The organism is Cupriavidus sp. FW306-01-F10A (assembly GCF_058782785.1).
In genome coordinates, this window is the sequence record NZ_JBYSYA010000020.1 from 98,201 (window position 1) to 115,507 (window position 17,307).

A 17,307-nucleotide genomic window follows, 5' to 3' on the forward strand; every position below is an offset into this window, starting at 1 on the left:
ACCCATGGCCTCCATCCTGATCCATCGCTGGCGCGCGCTGCGCGCGGTTTGCGGGCGCGAGCTGCGCAAGTACCTGCGCCAGCCCGGGCGCCTGCTGTCGTCGCTGGTGCGCCCGCTGCTGTGGCTGCTGGTGTTTGCCGCGGGCTTCCAGAACGCGCTGGGCGTCGCCATTGCGCCGCCCTACGACACCTACATCGAATACAAGGTCTACGTGGCGCCCGGGCTGCTGGGCATGATCGCGCTGTTCAACGGCATGCAGTCGTCGCTGGCCATGGTGTACGACCGCGAGATGGGCGTGATGCGGCTGCTGCTGACCGCGCCGCTGCCGCGGGGCTGGCTGCTGGCTTGCAAGCTGGCGGCGGGCACGGTGCTGTCGCTGCTGCAGATGGCCGCGTTCCTGCTGGTGGCGATGGCCTTCGGCATCCGCTTCGAGCCCCTGGACCTGCTGGCGGCGACGGGCGCCATGGCGCTGGCCGCGCTGATGCTGGGCGCGCTGGGCCTGCTGCTGTCGGTCCATGTGCGCCAGCTCGAGAACTTTGCCGGCACCATGAACTTCGTGATCTTCCCGATGTTCTTCATCAGCTCGGCGCTGTACCCGCTGTGGAAGCTGCAGGAGTCGGGCGCGGAGGTGGTGTACCAACTGGCCCGCTTCAATCCCTTCACCCACGCGGTCGAGGCGATCCGCTTTGCGCTGTACGGGCAGGTGGCGCCGCTGAGCCTGGCGGTGGTGGCGGGCAGCGCGGCGGTGTTCTTCGCGCTGGCGCTGCAGGGCTACGACCCGCAGCGCGGCATGGCGCGCCGGGGGCAGCAGGCATGAGGCGGCGGACGCGGGGCATGGTCCTGCTGATGGCGGCCGCTCTGGGCATGGCCAGTCCGGCGGTAGCGGCTGCCGCGGCAGACGGCGCCGTCATCGCGCACGGCGATCCGCTGCAGTCGCCGCAATGGGCCTGGATCCACAAGGAGCTGCTGCAGGCTGGCCCGGTGGTGTTCGACAGCCGCGTCAGGGTGACCGGGCCGGCGTTTGCGGAAGACCCCATGCGCGTGCCGATCGCCTTCGATGCCTCGGCGCTGGGCGAAGTGGATCGCATCGTGGTGGCGGTGGACCGCAACCCGATCCGCGAGGTGCTGGCGTTCGAACCGCTGCGGGTGCGCCCGTCGCTGTCGTTCCGCTTCAAGCTGGAACAGGCTTCGCCGGTGCGGGTGGCGGCGCGCACGCGCGATGGCACCTGGCATGTCGGCAGCGTGCTGGTCGATGCCGGCGGCGGGGGCTGCACGGTGCCTGGCGCCACGCGCCGCGACGGCAGCTGGAGCCGCACGCTCAACCGCGTGGACGCGCGCGTGTTCCCGGGCTTCGGCGGGGCCGCGGCGCGCGTGCGGCTGCGCGTGATGCATCCGATGGATACCGGCCTGGCGGCGGGCATCCCGGCGTTCCATATCGAGACCCTGGTGCTGGCCGACGCGGCCCGGCAGCCGCTGCTGCGCCTGACGCTGCATGAGCCGGTTGCCGAGAACCCGATCTTCTCCTTCGACCTGCGCGATGCCGTGCAGCCGGGCATGACGGTGGCCGGCCACGACAACAACGGCAACCGCATCGCCGCGCGGGTGTGGCAATGAAGCGACGCGTACTACTGTGGTTGCTGCTATGCCTGGCGGGCCAGCCCGTGCCGCCGGCATTCGCCCAGCAGGCCGTGCTGCAGCCTCCCGACTACCGCCTGGCCCCGCGCGAGATCGCCGCGGGCGTGTGGCTGCTGGAAGGCGCCAATGCCGACTTCGCGCCCGGCAACGGCTGCAACATCATCAATACCGCGTTTATCGACACCGGCGACGGCGTGGTGGTGATCAACACCGGCCCGTCGCGGTTGTATGGCGAGCAGCAGCGCAAGGCGATTGCATCGGTCACGGCCGCCCCGGTGCGGCTGGTGCTGAACCTGAACCTGCATCCCGACTATTTCTTCGGCAACCAGGCCTATGCCGATGTGGGCGGCAGCGCCCTGGCCGGCACCATCGACGGGGCGCGGCGCGAGGGTGCCGCTTATGCCGACAACCTCTACCGCCTGTGCGGCGACTGGATGCGCGGCACCGAGCCCGCGCCGGCTGCCCACGCGCTGGCGCCGGGCCGGCGCACGATCGGGCGCCATACGCTGGAGCTGGTGCGCCTGGACGGCCATACCGGCGACGACCTGGTGGTGCTGGACCACAGCGCGGGCGTGGTCTTTGCCGGCGGGCTGGTGTTCCGGCAACGCATTCCGACCACGCCGCACGCGGATATCGGCCGCTGGCTGGCCAGCCTGGACCGGCTGCAGGCGCTGCTGGCCGACAGCAGGGCGCGCGTGCTGGTCCCCAGCCACGGGCCAGTGCCTGCGGCCGGCGGCGGCGCAGAGGCCATCGCGCAGACGCGCGGCTACCTGCAATGGCTGGATACGCGCCTGCGCGAGGCCGCGGCGCAGGGGCGGGACCTGGCCGAGGTCATGGCGATGCCGGTGCCGCAGCCCTATGCGCACTGGGCCGCGATGCCCGCGGAGTACCTGCGCAACGTCGGACATCTCTACCCGGCGCGCGAGGAAAGCGCGCTTGGCCACTGACGCCGGCCAGCCGTGGCGGGCTGTTCAATTCTGGAGCAGCTGCAACGCAGTGTTGCGCGCTGGCACGGCTGGCATCACGCAACCGGGCCGCAACCGGCGTGCTGGTGCGGGGATGCGACTGGCATGGGACTTGCCAAAGGCATGTCTGGTGTGTGGCGCAGTGGCGCACCAGGGAAACCCAAAACAAGAGAGGAGATGGCAATGAGGACGTTACGAGTAGTGATGGCGGTTGCGGCTGCCGCGGCCAGTCTGGCCGCGCAGGCGGCAGTGACCGATGCCATGATCGAGAACGACGCAAAGAGCCCCGGCGATGTGTTGTCGTGGGGCATGGGCCCGCAAGGCCAGCGCTATTCGACGCTGTCGCGCATCAATACGAAGAACGTCGGGCAGCTGGTGCCGGCGTGGTCGTTCTCGTTTGGCGGCGAGAAGCAGCGCGGGCAGGAATCGCAGCCGCTGATCCATGACGGCAAGATGTTCGTGACGGCCTCGTATTCGCGCATCTATGCGCTGGACGTGAAGACCGGGCGCAAGCTCTGGAAGTATGAGCACCGGCTGCCCGAAGGCATCATGCCGTGCTGCGACGTGGTGAACCGCGGTGCGGCACTCTACGACAACCTGGTGATCTTCGGCACGCTCGATGCGCAACTGGTGGCGCTGGACCAGAAGACCGGCAAGGTGGTGTGGAAGGAGAAGCTGGAGGACTACGCCGCCGGCTATTCGTACACGGCGGCGCCCATGATCGTCAAGGGCATGGTGCTGACCGGCATCTCGGGCGGCGAGTTCGGCGTGGTGGGCCGGGTCGACGCACGCGATGCCAAGACCGGGCAGCTGGTGTGGTCGCGGCCGGTGGTGGAAGGCCATATGGGCTACAAGTACGACAAGGACGGCAACAAGACCGAGAACGGCGTGACCGGCACCGCCAACGCAAGCTGGCCGGGCGAGACCTGGAAGACCGGCGGCGCCGCCACCTGGCTGGGCGGCACCTATGATCCGGCCACCGGGCTGGTGTATTTCGGTACCGGCAATCCGGGCCCGTGGAACAGCCATATCCGCAAGGGCGACAACCTCTACTCGGCCTCGACGGTGGCGCTGGATCCCGCCACCGGCAAGATCGCCTGGCACTACCAGAACACCCCGAACGACGGCTGGGATTTCGATGGCGTCAATGAGTTCGTGACCTTCGACCTGGACGGCAAGCGCATGGGCGGCAAGGCCGACCGCAACGGCTTCTTCTACGTCAACGACGCGGCCAGCGGCAAGCTGGTCAACGCCTTCCCCTTCGTCAAGAAGATCACCTGGGCCACCGGCATCGACCTGAAGAGCGGCCGCCCCAACTACATCGCCGAAGGCCGCCCCGGCGACCCCGCCGCCGGCAGCGACGAGAAGAAGGGCAAGTCCGTGTTTGCCGCGCCGGGCTTCCTTGGCGGCAAGAACCAGCAGCCGATGGCCTACAGCCCGCAGACCGGCCTGTTCTACGTGCCCGCCAACGAGTGGGGCATGGATATCTGGAACGAGCCCATCAGCTACAAGAAGGGCGCTGCCTTCCTGGGCGCGGGCTTCACCATCCAGCCGCTGAACGAGGACTACATCGGCACGCTGCGGGCCATCAACCCCAAGAGCGGCAAGATCATGTGGGAGGTCAAGAACAGCGCGCCGCTGTGGGGCGGGGTGATGACCACTGCCGGCGGGCTGGTGTTCTGGGGCACGCCGGAAGGCTACCTGAAGGCGGCCGACGCCAGGACCGGCAAGGAGCTGTGGCAGTTCCAGACCGGCAGCGGCGTGGTGGCGCCCCCGGTCACCTGGGAAGAGAACGGCGAGCAGTACGTGGCCGTGGTGTCCGGCTGGGGCGGCGCGGTGCCGCTGTGGGGCGGCGAGGTGGCCAAGCGCGTGAATTTCCTGGAGCAGGGCGGCTCGGTGTGGGTGTTCAAGCTGCACAAGAGCTGAGCTGGCGGGAGATGACACTGCCCGGCGCACGCGCGCATCGCATCATGGGTGCGATGCGCGCGCCGGGCGCGGGTGCAACAGGATGAAACGGGACTCAGGTATGAAGAAGGAATGGATGGCGCTGGCGGTGGCTTCGGCGCTGCTGCCGGGCGCGGCACTGGCCGGCACGGCCGCCGACATGCAGGCCCTGGCCGACAAGAGCGGCTGCTTTTCCTGCCATGGCATGCAGTCAAAGCTGGTGGGGCCGGGGTTTGCCGAGGTGGCCGCCAAGTACAAGGGCGACAGCCAGGCGGCGGAGCGGCTGGCGAAGAAGATCCGCGAAGGCGGCAAGGGCGCGTGGGGGCGGATTCCGATGCCGCCGCATGGCAGTCTTGCTGAGGACGATGCGAAGAAGCTGGCGGAGTGGGTGTTGAGTGCCGGCTGAGGCCGGCGACTGTCTGGACGATGCCGGCATGCCGGCAAGGAACCCCGGCTGGCGCCTGCCATGCCGGGGTTTTCCCTTTCTTAGCGCTGGCCGCTGCTCAGCCGCAGCGAGTTGCCATCGCTGCGAAATACCATCGCTTGCTCGCGCGCCTGCGCCACGGCCAGCCGGCCCTGCAGCACGATCTCGCTGACCTTGTCGTGCGCGCCGGAGCGCTCGCACACCGGGTCCGTGGCGGCGGCGTCGCCGGTGACCAGGAACGCCTGGCAGCGGCAGCCGCCGTAGTCCTGCTCGCGCTGGTCGCAGGAACGGCAGGGTTCCTGCATCCACTGCGTGCCGCGGAAACGGCGGAAGGCATCGCTTTCGGTCCAGATCTCGCGCAGCCCCTGCGTGGCGACGTTGGGCAGCGCCAGGCCCGGCAGCATGCGCGCCGCGTGGCAGGGCAGCGCGGTGCCGTCCGGCGCCACGCCAAGGAAGGTGGTGCCCCAGCCGTTCATGCACTTCTTGGGCCGCGCCTCGAAGTAGTCAGGCACTACGAACAGGATCTGGCATTGCCTGCCGATACGCGCGCGGTACTGCCGGACCACGGCCTCGGCCTCGCGCAGCTGCTCATGGGTGGGCAGGAGCGCCAGCCGGTTCTCCCAGGCCCAGCCGTAGTACTGCGTGTTGGCCAGTTCCAGGTATTCGGCGCCCATCTGCAGGGCCATCTCGATGATGGTGCCGACATGCGGCAGGTTATGCCGGTGCAGCACGCAGTTCATCACCATCGGGTAGCCGTGCGCCTTGATCATGCGCGCCACGCGCTGCTTCAGGTCGAAGGTGCGCGTGCTGGACAGGAAGTCGTTGAGCTCGCGGGTGGAGTCCTGGAACGACAGCTGGATATGGTCCAGGCCGGCATCGCGCAGGGCGGCAAGGCGGGCATCGGTCAGGCCCACGCCCGAGGTGATGAGGTTGGTGTAGAAGCCCAGGCCATGCGCATGCCTGACCAGTACTTCAAGGTCCTTGCGCAGCAGCGGCTCGCCGCCGGACAGCCCGAGCTGCACCGCGCCCAGCGCCCGCGCCTGGCTGAACACGTCGCACCATTGCGCGGTGCTCAGCTCGGCCGTATGCCGGGCATAGTCCACCGGGTTGGAGCAGAAGGCGCAATGCAGCGGGCAGCGGTAGGTCAGCTCGGCCAGCAGCCACAGCGGCGGGCCGGGCGCGGCCTCAGACGAGCCAGCCGCGTTCGATCGCATGTTTGACAAAGGCATGTACCTCCGGGGCGATGCCCTGCACGCCAAACGCGGCCTGCAGGTCGTCGATCAGCATGTCCAGCGTGTGGCTGCCGTCGCAGCGCTGCAGGATCGCGGCGGCGCTGTCGTTGAGGGTGACCATGCCTTCCGGGTACAGCAGCACCCAGCTTTGCTGGGAGGCTTCCCATTGCAGGCGAAAGGTCCGGTGCAGGGTCGGTCTGGCGAGGTCTTGCGTGCTGGCTGTCATGGGTTGGCTTGCTGGATGGCGTCGAGCATCGACCAGAGCACGTCGAGCTTGAACTGCAGGATGTCGAGGGCACGCTGCTGTTGCGCCGCGCTACGGAAGTGGCCCAGCGTCACGCGCAGGCCATGGTCCACGTCGCGCTGCGCGAGCGGAATGCGAGAGCGGAAGTAGTCCAGCCCGGCGGCCTCGATCCACGGGTAATGCGTGGGCCAGCCGGCCAGGCGCTCCTGGTGGATTGCAGGCGCGAACATCTCCGTCAGCGACGAGCACACGGCTTCCTGCCACGGCGCCCGGCGCGCAAAGTTGACGTAGGCATCGACGGCAAAGCGCACCCCGGGCAGCACGTGCCGGTGGCTCAGCAGCGCTTCGCGCTCCAGGCCCACCGCCTGGCCCAGGCGCAGCCAGGCCTCGATGCCGCCGGGCCGGGTGTCGGTGCCGTCGTGGTCAAGGATGCGCACCACCCACTCGCGGCGGGTGTCGCGCTCGGGGCAGTTGGACAGGATGGCGGCGTCCTTCAGCGGGATGTTGTCCTGGTAGTAGAAGCGGTTGGCCACCCATGCGCGGATCTGCGCGGGCGAACACTGGCCCGCCGCCATGCGCTGGTTGAAGGGATGGTGGATGTGGTAGCCGCTTTCCATGGCGCGCAGGCGGGCCTCGAACTCGGCCTCGGTCCAGGCGATGGGGAGGATGGCAGATGTCATAGTGCGATTTCCATGCCGTCGTACGCGACCTCGATGCCGTGCCGCGCCAGCTCCGCGCGCTCCGGCGAGTCTTCCACCAGCACCGGGTTGGTATTGTTGATATGGATAAGGATCTTGCGGCTGGCGGGCAGCCGCTCCAGGACCTCGATCATGCCGCCGGGTCCGGACAGGGCCAGGTGGCCCATGTCGGCGGCGCTCTTGCCGGAAAAGCCCGGCGCCTGCATCTCGTCGTCGCGCCAGAAAGTGCCGTCGACCAGCACGATGTCGGCGCTGTGCAGCTCGGCAAAGACGTGGTCGTCGATGCGGCCCAGGCCGGGCGCATAGAAGGCGCTGCGGCCGCTGCGGCGGTCTTCGATGCGCAGGCCGATGTTGTCGCCCGCGCGCGGCGCGTGGCGGTTGGGCGAGTAGGGCGGGGCCTTGCTCTCCAGCGGTATCGCCGTCAGTGTCACGCCGTCCAGCGGCGGGACTGAAAACGCGGTGCCGTCGCAGGGCAGGGCATGCGTCTGCAGCCCGCAGTAGTGCGACAGGATGCGCGTCAGCGGGAAGGCAGCGCCCAGGTCGTCGAGCACGGCGGCGGTGGCATAGAGCGGCAGCGCCTGGCGGTGTTCGCGCAGCATCAGCAGGCCGGTGACGTGGTCGATCTGCGCATCCATCAGCACCACCGCGGCGATCGCGGTGTCGCGCGGCGCGCGCGCCGGCTGCAGCGCGGGTGCCTGGCGCAGCTGCTGCAGGATATCGGGCGAGGCATTGACCAGGATGGCATCAGGCCCGTCGCCCGTCAGCGCGATCGAGGATTGTGTGCGCGGCGTGGCGCGCACCGTGCCGCGGCGCACGCCGTCGCAGTTGTGGCAGTTGCAGTTCCACTGCGGAAAGCCGCCGCCGGCGGCCGACCCCAGTACCCGGATGCTTGTCATGGCGTGAGCGCTTGGTGTTGGGTCATGGCTTCACGGGGCAGGCGCCAGCCCTGGCGCCTGCCTGCGTTGGTTGTGCTTGCGGTCCGCGGCTTGCCTGTCGGCGCAGCGCCGGTCGCAGGCACCGTGGCACGTTCAGCGGTTGGCGATGTACATCGTGATTTCAAAGCCAAGCCGCAGCTCGGTGTAGGCGGGGGTGGTCCAGCGCATGTCTCTCTCCTTGGGTGGCATGGTTAGTGAATATCGTTGTGCAGCGGCGCCTGGCTGCCGCCCGACTGCCGCATCCCCTCAAGGCAACATCCATGCCCGACGCATCAACGATTTCTGCCGGCTTTTCCGACGCGGCCACCACCTTCCACTTGCGTACGCCCGACGCCCAGCGCGTGCATGTGCGGCTGGCCGGCGCCGCGGACGGCCAGCCGTGGCTGGTGCTGCATGGCGGGCCGGGCAGCGGCTGCTCTGCCGCCATGGCGCAGTGGTTCGACCCGCGGCGGCACCGCGTGGTGATGCCGGACCAGCGCGGCGCCGGCCGCTCCAGGCCGGCCGGCTGCCTGCGCCGCAATACCGTGGGCGCGCTGCTGGCCGACCTGGAGCAGCTGCGCCGCGCGCTGGGCATCGAGCGCTGGGGCGTGGTGGGCGGATCATGGGGTGCGGCACTTGCCCTGGCGTACGCGGCGCAATGCCCGCACGCCGTGGCGGCGCTGGTCCTGCGCGGCACCTTCCTGACTGGCCGCGACGATGTGCTCGCGCTGTTTTCACCGCGCCATGGGGGCCGCCGCATGCTGCATTGCGTCAAGGCATGGGGCGAGCGCTTGCCCGATGCGCGCGCGCGGCTGCTCACTGTGTCACGGCTGTTGCAAAGTGGTACGCCTGTTCAAAAACGGGACACTGCCGCGGCGTGGCAGGCGAGCGAACAGGCGTTGCTGGGTCTTTCCCCTGCGTCGCATTCGCGCCGGCAGCCGCGGCCTGAGCGCATGGCCGCGGTGAACAAATACCGGATCCAGGCGCACTACCTGCGCAACCGGGCCGGACTGGGCAAGCCGGCCCTGCTCAGCGCGGCGCGGGTCATCGGCGCGCATGGCCTGCCGGTGACGCTGCTGCATGGCCGCGCCGACAAGGTCTGCCGTCCCGCCAACGCGCTGCGCCTGCAGGCCGCCATGCCGGGCGCACGGCTGGCATGGGTGGACGGCGGACACCTGGCGGCCGGGGCCATGCGCGACGCCCTGGTGGCCGCGATCCGCGCCGCGGGCTGGCAGCGGTGATGCCCACGACGCGGCGCGGCTTTCTTGGCGCCACGCTTGCGCTGGCCATGAACGGCTGGCGCCCGGCGGCCGCTGCCGGCACGCGGGTCACGCTGGAGCGGCTGCAGCCAGGCGTGTACGTGGCCCGCGCCGGCAATGCCGAAGCGGCGCGCGCCAACGCCGCCGAAGTGGTGCCGACCCTGGTCCATCTGAGCGGTGCGGGCGTGCTGGTGGTGGACCCCGGGCCGCAGGCGGCGTGGGGCGGTGCGCTGCTCGGCGCCATCCGGGCGCTGACGCCGCAGCCCGTGCGTTGGGTGGTCAACACGCACGCCCACCCGGAGAACGTGCTGGCCAATGCCGCGTTCGCACGGCTGCGGCCCCGGCCCGTGTTCCTGGCTTCCGCCGCCACGGCTGCGCTGATGCGGCAACGCTGCGCGGCCTGCCTGGCCCGCATGGCCACGCTGCTCGGCAACGGTGCCATGCGCGGCGCCGCGATCGTGCTGCCGCAGCCCGCGCTGCAGCACGATGGCTGGCTGCACACCGGCGCTACCACCTGGCAGGTGCAGGTTTATGCGAACGCGCACAGTGCCTCGGATACGGTGCTGTACGCGCCGCAGCTGCAGCTGCTGTGTGCGGGTGGCCTGGCTTACCGCGAGCGCGTGCCGGAGATGCACGAGGCCTCGCTGCAGGGGTGGCGCCGTGCGCTGCGGCGGCTGCAGGAGCTGCCGGCGCGCACGGTGGTGGGCACGGCGGTGGGCACGCCCGCCCAGACGCTGGCGCCGACGCTGGCCTACCTGGATGCGCTGGCGCACGGAATCGGCGCCGCGCTGGCCGCAGGCAGCGATGCCTCGCGCGCCAGCGACGCCGTGGCGGCGGAGCCGTTCCGGCATTGGCGCCATTTCCAGTCGGGCCACCCGCTGAACCTGCAGCGCGCCTGGCGCGAGCTCGAAGACCTGTGGATGCAGGGCGAGCCGCTGGCCTGAGCGCGCGGCTGCCCTGGTGCGTGGCCGGGATCAGCCGGCCTGGTGGGGCAGCCCGCGGGCCTCTTCCATTTTCCGGTAGACCGTATTGCGCGAGATCCCCAGCGCCTTGGCCGCCGCAGAGATATTCCCGTTGTGCGCCTTGACCGTGGCGACAATGGCCATGGCCTCGACATCGGCCAGCCGCGTGGGCTGCGCGCGCGGCAGCATATGGCCCGCGGGCGCCGCCGCATGCCCCTGGCGCTCGCGCAAGTCATCGAGGAAGTCGTCGGGCAGGTGGTCCTCGGTGATCTCGGCTTCGCCTTCCGCCATCAGCCGCGCGGTGCGCAGCAGGTTGCCCAGCTGGCGGATATTGCCCGGCCAGTGGTAGCGGCGGAACATCTCCATCACCGACTCGCGGATGCGGGGCGGCTCGCCGGGTTGCACGCCGGCCTGCTCCTGGCGCAGCAGCCTGGCGGCCACCACGTCGAGGTCGCCGCGCTCGCGCAGGGCCGGCAGCCGCACCACCAGCCCGTTGAGGCGGTAGTAGAGGTCTTCGCGGAACTGGCCGTTGGCGACCAGATCACGCAGGTTGCGGTTGGTGGCGCACACCACCGAGACATCGATATGGATGACCTTGCTGCTGCCCAGCGGCGACACCGCGCGTTCCTGCAGCGCGCGCAGCAGCCGCCCTTGCAGATGCAGCGGCATGTCGCCGATCTCGTCCAGGAACAGCGTGCCGCCGTTGGCCAGCAGCATCTTGCCGATGCCGCCTTTCTTGCGGGCGCCGGTGAAGGCCCCTTCTTCATAGCCGAACAGCTCGGATTCGATCAGGTTTTCCGGGATGGAGGCGCAGTTCACCGCAATGAACGGCCCGGCATGGCGCGGGCTGTCGGCGTGGATGGCGCGCGCCATCAGTTCCTTGCCGGTGCCGGTCTCGCCCAGCACCATCACCGGAATATCCTTGCCGATGACCTTGCGCAGCTTGCCGATGACCGCGCGGATGTGCGCGTCGCCCGTGTCCAGGTCGTCCAGCCCGGGGGAGGGGGCCGGGCCTGCGGCCAGGCTGCGCGGTGCGGCGGCCGTGCCAGGCTGGACTGCGTGGCCGGCATCGGTGTTGCCCGGCAACGATGCGGCGGGTGACTTCCATTCGACCCGGGCGCTGACCTTGACGCCGCTGGGCAGGTGCAGCTGGACGATGCCCGCATGAGCCGCGCGCACCGCGTCGAACAGCTGCGACATCGACAGCCCGAACAGCGAGGAGAAGGTGTGCGCATGCAGGGCGCCATTGGACAGGCCAAGCTGGAACTGCCCGCTGCGGTTGGCTGACAGGAAGCGCCCGCCGGGCGTGAAGGAGACGATGCCCTCGACCAGCGTGCCCAGGAACTCCGCGCGCGAATGGAAGCGGATGCACACCATGTCACGGAAGGCGTTGCCGAACAGCTGGTTCTCGATCATCTGCGCCGACATCCGCACCAGCGCCATGGTGTGCTTGTGGAAACCGCGCTGGTCGCCGGTCACATCCAGCGCCCCCACGGTCTTGCCGTAAGGGTCGAGGATGGTCATGCACGAGCAGGTCAGGAACTGGTTGGCCTCCAGGAAGTGGTCGGCGCCGTGTACCAGCGTGGCCCGGTTCTCGGCCAGGGCCGTGCCGATGGCGTTGGTGCCGCGGCGCGCTTCCGACCACTCCGCGCCCGGGCGCAGCGCGACCTGGTTGGCCCGGGCCAGAAAGTCGTCATCGCCCATCGAGTGCAGGATCAGGCCATCGGCGTCGGTCAGGATGACCATGCTCTGCGTATTCACGATCTGGTCGTAGAGCGTTTCCATCACCGGCAGCGCATAGGCGAACAGCGACTGGCTACGCTCGATCCGCGTTTTCAGCTCGCTCTGCAGCACCGGGCAGAAGTCGGGCGATTCATAGGGACGCAGGCCATAGGACTCGGAACGCTGGTGGGCCTGGGCAATCAGTTGGTCGCGCTCGGGCTGCCCCGTGTCACCCGGGGCGCCCGCCGCGGGGCGGGCCGGTTCCGGCTGGAAGGTCATTTCTCTGTCTCCTGTGGAAAGTCCGCCCGCGATCTTTGCGCGGGTCGCTGTCGGCGTCGCCGGGGCGCATGGTCGACAGTGTTGCGTCATGAAGCAAAACACTTGCCAGGGTGTGGCAATCCGGGACACCCGTGCCGCGATGCTGCGTTGCACTGAACCATGGCGGCGCGGTGAAGCCTGCCTGCAGGCGCCTCCGGGCCTGGTCCGGCTGGCTGGTATGGCTCTTGCGGAAACAGGGCAAACAACCAAGACCCGTCCACTGTAGGAGACATCCATGAAAACGCAGCGCCGCCTGCTTGCCTTGCTCGCGCTTTGCGCGTCCCTGACCGCCGTCCCGGCCGGCTCCGTGCTGGCCCATGGCGACGTCACGCCCCAGGCCGTCGATACCAAAGCGTTACCACAGCTGGGCGACGAATGGCGCCCGGACAATCCCTACCGCAGCGGCGATGCGCACAAGGAGGCGCTGCGCATCGGCAGCTCGGCCTATAACCAGAACTGCGCGCGCTGCCATGGCCTGGAAGCGGTGTCAGGGGGCATCGCGCCGGACCTGCGCAAGCTTGACGGCGACTGCGTCTCACTGGCGGATGCAAAGAAGAAGCAGGCGTGCATGAGCGAGATCTCGCAGTTCTACACCACCACCGTGCGCAAGGGCCGCACGCGCGACGGCCGCGTCTACATGCCGCCGTTCGACGGCGTGCTGAGCCAGGAGGCGGTGTGGGCCATCAAGACCTACCTGGAGTCGCGCCACGAGTAAGAGGCGGCTGCGCCGGCAGTCCTTCACGTTGTCCAGCCCCGGCCCGCAGTGCCGGGTCAACGCATCTTCCAGGAGCCATCCCATGCCCGCCAGCCCTGTCCGCGGCCCCAGGCATTCCGTGTCCCCCATGCCGGCGGCGCCGGCAGGCGCCGTGCGCTGGCTGTGCGGCGCCATGCTGGCTGCCGGCGCGCTCCTCTTCTGCGCGCAACCGGCCCAGGCCGACCTGGCCAGGATCCGCCAGACCGGCACCCTCAAGGTGGCGGTCTACAAAGGCTTGCCGCCGTTCTCCGCGATCGCGGGCAGTCAGGCCGCGGGCATCGACGTGGCCCTGGCCAGGGCACTGGGCAAGGAGCTGGGCCTGTCGGTGGCGCTGATGCCGTTCGATGCCGATGAAAGCATGGCTGACGACTTGCGTGCCATGGTCTGGCGCGGCCATTATCTTGGTTACGGACCGGCCGACGTAATGCTGCACGTGCCGGTCGACCGCGCCTTCATGCGCGAGAACGACAAGGCGCTGATCTTCGCGCCGTATTACCGCGAGACCTTCGTGCTGGTGCAGGACCGCGAGCGCGTGCCGGCGGTGCGCGGCCTGGAAGACCTGGCCGGGCAGCCGACCGGCGCCGCAGCCGGTTCGGCCGGGGCCAATGCGCTGCTGTCCGGCGCGGGCGGCGCCTTGCGCGACAAGGTCAGGATCTACCCCGAAGCCGACGCGGCATTGCGCGCGCTGTTCTCCGGCGAGATCGCGGCGGCGATGGTGACGCGCGCCCAATACGAGAGCGCGCTCAAGGCCGCGGGGCAATCCGGGGCGCGCTTTGCCGCGACGGAACCCAGCGCGCCGCTGCTGCCGCGGCGCGGGTGGGCCGTCGGCATGGCGGTCAAGGCAGGCGAGCGGGAACTGGCCGAAGCGCTGGAAAAGGCGTTGAGCGCGCTGCGCAGCAATGGCGAGCTGGCGCGCATCTTTGCCGGCTACGGGGTGTCGATGCAGGCGCCGTGAGGGGTGGGTGGCGAGCGCCTCACCGGGCCGGCCTGCCGGCCCGTGCAAGCGGCAGCGTCTGCAGGCGCTCGGCAACGACATTGCGGATCGCCTGCGGCGCGTCCAGTTCGTCCAGCATGCGCGGCCAGTTGGCATGTGCCAGCGCGACGGCTTCCCTGACGGCGGCGGTCGCAATGCGCCGCGGGACGCCGGCCTTCTCCGCGATGGTCTCGTACGTTGCCAGGGTTTCTTCACGCTGCCGCTTGTCGATGGCAACGTTCTGGCCATAGGTCGCAAAGCCGGGAAGCGCGGCCACGCAGACGATGTCGTACGCCGGTGACAGTTCCGGCAGGACCCCGTTGTGATAGGTCACCGAGAAGTTCTTCAGGTGCGCATCGCTGTTGCCGATCAGCGTGTTGACCGCCTGGCGCAGGAAGAACTGCCGCGCATGCTCGACCCCGCTCGGGCTCAGGCGATACAGGGCGGCAACGAGCTGAATGTAGCTCTCGATGCCGGCGTACTTCTTCGCTGGCATCCTGCCCAGCATCTGGCAGCCGTCTTCGGCGTGCACACGCCCGGCCGGGGTGCGGTCAAACCTGTCCACCGCAAGGTAGTGCAGGTTTTCGCCCAGAGATTCAACCAGTCCCTCGACCTCGATGGTCGAGACTGGCAGCACTCTGGTCGGCGCGACATGGACGCCGGCGGCGGCCGCAAGCTGCATCGAGATCGATTCGTTGAACACCTGCGAATCATCGTTCCTGGCAGGAAGCTTGGCGATGATGTCGGACAGCCTGCCCTTGGCTGGCAGGGTGTAGCGCTTGTCCTGCAGCACCGTCGACAGGGCCAGCTTGTTCTGCACGCCGGACACCGAGGCCGCGCCCTGGGTGGCGCCCTCCACCACGGCAATTTCCAGGTTGTCCGCGCCGCCGGTCACGCCATACGTCCGCGCATACTCCGGCAAGGCGCCGATGTCCGCCGGCACGATGACGACGGCCCCGGGGAGATCATTGCCGGCCGATGCCAGGATGCCGAAATCGTCCTTGTCATCGGGATTGCTCCGCGTTGCCTCGAGCCGCTTGCGCAGTTCGCCCTCGGGCAGCAGGCCGGCAAAGTAGGGCGGCAGTTCATGGCCCGTGCTGTAGACGGCAGGATGAAAGGGGTTGTCCAGCACCTCGGCGGTGGCCTTGCGGCCGGCCTCGGTCGGGACGCTGATCGACAGGCTCAGCGTGGGGCGGCGCGTGTCGCCCCGAAAGGCTTCGGATGGCACGAACCGGACATTGCCGCTGGCCTCGCACAGGTAGCCGCATAGCTGGTCGTAGAGCCGGACCTCAAGAAAGCGCGGATGCAGTTCGTAGCTCATTCCTGGTCCAGGAAGATGTCGACTGCGCTGCGGGCACTGCGGTCGGGCCCGCTGCCTTTGCCTTCCAGGACTTGCCTGACTTCCTGTGCCCGCTCGTTGGGCACCAGGACCCATTCCGCGTCCAGGGCGGCCGCCAGGGCTTCGAGGGTGGATGCGCGGCTGTCCTTCTTCCCCAGCAGGATCGCCGACAGGTTCTGGCTTGCCATGCCCAGCACCCGCCCGATCTCGGTCAGGGTCTTGCCTCTGGCTTCCCGCATGTCGCGGCACTGAGAAACTAATGACATAGCATTATTTCACTGATGTATGCATGTTCTAGTATGATACATCGGCGCGCCGATATCCAGGTGTGTATCATTCGATAGTAGCTATATCTCTAGAAAATAATACTATCGAATTATTTTCTATTGCGAACCGCCGCCCGGCATGAAACCGGGTGGAGCAAATGAAGACGGGCCGCCGCCCGCCCGTCTCACTTCCCCGGGGTCCCCCAAGCCACCCCTTGCCGCTACCCCTTGCGCTGGCACCAGATACTGTATAAATATACAGTTATCGTAAACCTACTAGTTCCTCGCCCTCCCCGGCGAGCGACGCCAACTCCACATGACTGCGCAATCGCACGCAGCCCCGCCCATGACGGCGGAGGGCCTTCTTTTCCCAGCGCCGGCGCCCCCGGAGCCTGCCCCGTCTGCCCCGGCCTCGCGCCAGCAGGCGCTGTCGGCGCTCGAGCAGCGCTATCCCGGGCTGTGGCGGGCCGGCCAGCTGGGCCGTGCCGGCGGTGCGGCGGTATGCCCGACCGGATATGACGCGCTGTCGGCCGAGCTGCCCGGCGGCGGCTGGCCGGCGGGCGGGCTGACGGAGCTGCTGACGGCGCAGGGTGGAGCGGGCGAGCTGCGCCTGCTGCTGCCGGCGCTGCGCGCGCTGGCCGGGGCCGGGCGCCGTATTGCGCTGGTGGCGCCGCCTTACCTGCCCAATGCGATGGGGCTGGCCGCGGCCGGCCTGCCGGCGCGCCAGCTCTACTGGATGCGCCCCCCGGCCGGCGCCGGCAAGGCCGCGCAACAGGCCGACATGCTGTGGGCGGCCGAGCAGGTGCTGCGCAGCCAGGCCTTTGGCGGCGTGCTGGTCTGGCTGCCCGCGGCCCGCCCCGAGGCGCTGCGCCGCCTGCAGGTGCTGGCGCAGGCCGGCGACGCGGTGGCATGGGCGCTGCGCCCGGCCACGGCGCTGCGCGAGTCGTCGCCGGCGGTGCTGCGGCTGCTGCTGGCGCCGCTGCCCGGCAATATGCTGTCGATCACCTTCCACAAGCGGCGCGGGCCGGTGCGGGACACGCCGCTGCTGCTGCGCCTGGACGGGATGGCGGCGGCCACGCGCGCAGCCGCCTGGCCTGTCCCGGCAGGTGCGCCTGCCTTGTCTGAATCGTCTTCTCCATCTTCTTCCGATGCCGTACTGGATCGCGGTGCACCTGCCGCGCCTGCCCCTGGACGCCCTGCAGCCCAACTGGCCTGAGCTGGCGTCCGCCGCGAGCCCGCCTGCCGCCACCGCCACGCTGCACCATGCGCTGCCGGTGGCGGTGATGGCGCGCGAGCAGGTGGTGCTGGCCAACGGCCCGGCGATGCAGCTCGGCGTGCGCTACGGCATGCGCCGCGGCGGCGTGCAGGCGCTGTCGGCCGATATCGTGCAGCTGGAGCGCGACCTGGCCGCGGAAGCTTCGTTGATGGAGGCGGTGGCGCTGGCGCTGCTGCATTTCACGCCGGGCGTGACTGTCGACGAGGAACCGGAGTCGGCCACGGTGATGCTGGACGTCACCGCCAGCCTGCGCCTGTTTGGCGGCCACCGCGCGCTGTGCCGCGCGGTGCGCGCCTGCGTGCGCCAGCTTGGCACCTTTGCCCAGGTGGGTTCCGGCCCGACCGCGCACGGTGCCGCCTGGCTGGCGCGCCAGCCGCTGCGG

19 protein-coding genes are annotated in these 17,307 nt (G+C 69.5%); 11 read left to right on the forward strand and 8 right to left on the reverse strand.

Features of this window, described 5'->3' with window-relative positions; all coding sequences use genetic code 11:
• Positions 1-4 precede the first annotated feature (4 nt).
• From AC3WLF_RS24250 to AC3WLF_RS24270, 5 genes are all read left to right on the forward strand, one after another.
• The gene (locus tag AC3WLF_RS24250; protein ID WP_492318613.1) at positions 5-817 is read left to right on the forward strand and encodes an ABC transporter permease; all 813 of its coding nucleotides are present in this window, start codon (positions 5-7) and stop codon (positions 815-817) included.
• Positions 818-834: 17 nt separating this feature from the next.
• Positions 835-1,614, forward strand: a complete 780-nt coding sequence (locus tag AC3WLF_RS24255; protein ID WP_492318612.1) for a quinoprotein dehydrogenase-associated SoxYZ-like carrier — start codon at positions 835-837, stop codon at positions 1,612-1,614.
• Positions 1,611-2,582 (forward strand): quinoprotein relay system zinc metallohydrolase 1, encoded by a 972-nt coding sequence (locus AC3WLF_RS24260; protein WP_492358935.1) that lies wholly within the window; start codon positions 1,611-1,613, stop codon positions 2,580-2,582. The genes AC3WLF_RS24255 and AC3WLF_RS24260 overlap by 4 nt, the downstream gene beginning before the upstream one ends.
• A gap of 201 nt (positions 2,583-2,783) precedes the next feature.
• Complete coding sequence (locus AC3WLF_RS24265; RefSeq protein WP_492318610.1) at positions 2,784-4,526, forward strand: PQQ-dependent methanol/ethanol family dehydrogenase; 1,743 nt, start codon at positions 2,784-2,786, stop codon at positions 4,524-4,526.
• Between the two features lie 100 nt (positions 4,527-4,626).
• Positions 4,627-4,950, forward strand: a complete 324-nt coding sequence (locus AC3WLF_RS24270) for a c-type cytochrome (protein ID WP_492358936.1) — start codon at positions 4,627-4,629, stop codon at positions 4,948-4,950.
• Between the two features lie 80 nt (positions 4,951-5,030).
• Here AC3WLF_RS24270 and pqqE read toward each other — a convergent pair whose 3' ends face one another.
• From pqqE to pqqA, 5 genes are all read right to left on the reverse strand, one after another.
• Entirely contained in the window at positions 5,031-6,182 is a 1,152-nt protein-coding gene (gene pqqE / locus AC3WLF_RS24275) for a pyrroloquinoline quinone biosynthesis protein PqqE (RefSeq protein WP_492358941.1), read from the reverse strand.
• Positions 6,154-6,426: a pyrroloquinoline quinone biosynthesis peptide chaperone PqqD gene (pqqD, locus tag AC3WLF_RS24280; RefSeq protein WP_010809775.1), complete on the reverse strand. Its 273-nt coding sequence runs from the start codon at positions 6,424-6,426 to the stop codon at positions 6,154-6,156. The genes pqqE and pqqD overlap by 29 nt, the downstream gene beginning before the upstream one ends.
• Positions 6,423-7,124 (reverse strand): pyrroloquinoline-quinone synthase PqqC, encoded by a 702-nt coding sequence (pqqC, locus tag AC3WLF_RS24285; protein WP_492358937.1) that lies wholly within the window; start codon positions 7,122-7,124, stop codon positions 6,423-6,425. Before pqqC ends, pqqD begins: the two co-directional genes overlap by 4 nt.
• Positions 7,121-8,038, reverse strand: a complete 918-nt coding sequence (gene pqqB, locus AC3WLF_RS24290; RefSeq protein ID WP_492318608.1) for a pyrroloquinoline quinone biosynthesis protein PqqB — start codon at positions 8,036-8,038, stop codon at positions 7,121-7,123. Before pqqB ends, pqqC begins: the two co-directional genes overlap by 4 nt.
• 132 nt (positions 8,039-8,170) lie before the next feature.
• The gene (pqqA, locus tag AC3WLF_RS24295; protein ID WP_010809778.1) at positions 8,171-8,245 is read right to left on the reverse strand and encodes a pyrroloquinoline quinone precursor peptide PqqA; all 75 of its coding nucleotides are present in this window, start codon (positions 8,243-8,245) and stop codon (positions 8,171-8,173) included.
• A gap of 92 nt (positions 8,246-8,337) precedes the next feature.
• Between pqqA and AC3WLF_RS24300 the strand changes: the two genes are divergently transcribed.
• Both AC3WLF_RS24300 and AC3WLF_RS24305 read left to right on the forward strand, forming a co-directional pair.
• Positions 8,338-9,297, forward strand: coding sequence for an alpha/beta fold hydrolase (locus AC3WLF_RS24300; protein ID WP_492351733.1), 960 nt, complete (start codon positions 8,338-8,340; stop codon positions 9,295-9,297).
• Positions 9,297-10,259, forward strand: coding sequence for an MBL fold metallo-hydrolase (locus AC3WLF_RS24305; protein WP_492318606.1), 963 nt, complete (start codon positions 9,297-9,299; stop codon positions 10,257-10,259). Before AC3WLF_RS24300 ends, AC3WLF_RS24305 begins: the two co-directional genes overlap by 1 nt.
• Before the next feature lie 30 nt (positions 10,260-10,289).
• Here AC3WLF_RS24305 and AC3WLF_RS24310 read toward each other — a convergent pair whose 3' ends face one another.
• Positions 10,290-12,278, reverse strand: a complete 1,989-nt coding sequence (locus tag AC3WLF_RS24310) for a sigma-54-dependent Fis family transcriptional regulator (protein ID WP_492358938.1) — start codon at positions 12,276-12,278, stop codon at positions 10,290-10,292.
• A 274-nt stretch (positions 12,279-12,552) separates the two neighbouring features.
• On the opposite strand from AC3WLF_RS24310, the gene pedF reads away from it, so the two are divergent.
• Together pedF and AC3WLF_RS24320 are read left to right on the forward strand one after the other, a co-directional pair.
• Positions 12,553-13,032, forward strand: coding sequence for a cytochrome c-550 PedF (pedF, locus tag AC3WLF_RS24315; RefSeq protein ID WP_492318604.1), 480 nt, complete (start codon positions 12,553-12,555; stop codon positions 13,030-13,032).
• An 82-nt stretch (positions 13,033-13,114) separates the two neighbouring features.
• The gene (locus tag AC3WLF_RS24320; protein ID WP_492351736.1) at positions 13,115-14,026 is read left to right on the forward strand and encodes a substrate-binding periplasmic protein; all 912 of its coding nucleotides are present in this window, start codon (positions 13,115-13,117) and stop codon (positions 14,024-14,026) included.
• A 19-nt stretch (positions 14,027-14,045) separates the two neighbouring features.
• Here the strand turns inward: AC3WLF_RS24320 and AC3WLF_RS24325 are convergent, their stop codons facing one another.
• On the reverse strand, positions 14,046-15,365 hold the full coding sequence (locus AC3WLF_RS24325; RefSeq protein WP_492351737.1) for a type II toxin-antitoxin system HipA family toxin: 1,320 nt from the start codon (positions 15,363-15,365) through the stop codon (positions 14,046-14,048).
• A complete protein-coding gene (locus AC3WLF_RS24330) occupies positions 15,362-15,622 on the reverse strand; it encodes a helix-turn-helix domain-containing protein (RefSeq protein WP_010809785.1) in 261 nt (86 codons plus the stop codon). The genes AC3WLF_RS24325 and AC3WLF_RS24330 overlap by 4 nt, the downstream gene beginning before the upstream one ends.
• 373 nt (positions 15,623-15,995) lie before the next feature.
• Here AC3WLF_RS24330 and imuA point away from each other — a divergent pair, with 373 nt between their 5' ends.
• Entirely contained in the window at positions 15,996-16,865 is an 870-nt protein-coding gene (imuA, locus tag AC3WLF_RS24335; RefSeq protein ID WP_492358939.1) for a translesion DNA synthesis-associated protein ImuA, read from the forward strand.
• Positions 16,798-17,307 (forward strand): Y-family DNA polymerase (locus tag AC3WLF_RS24340; protein ID WP_492358940.1); only part of this gene is annotated, 510 nt, incomplete at its 3' end. The genes imuA and AC3WLF_RS24340, both read left to right, overlap by 68 nt.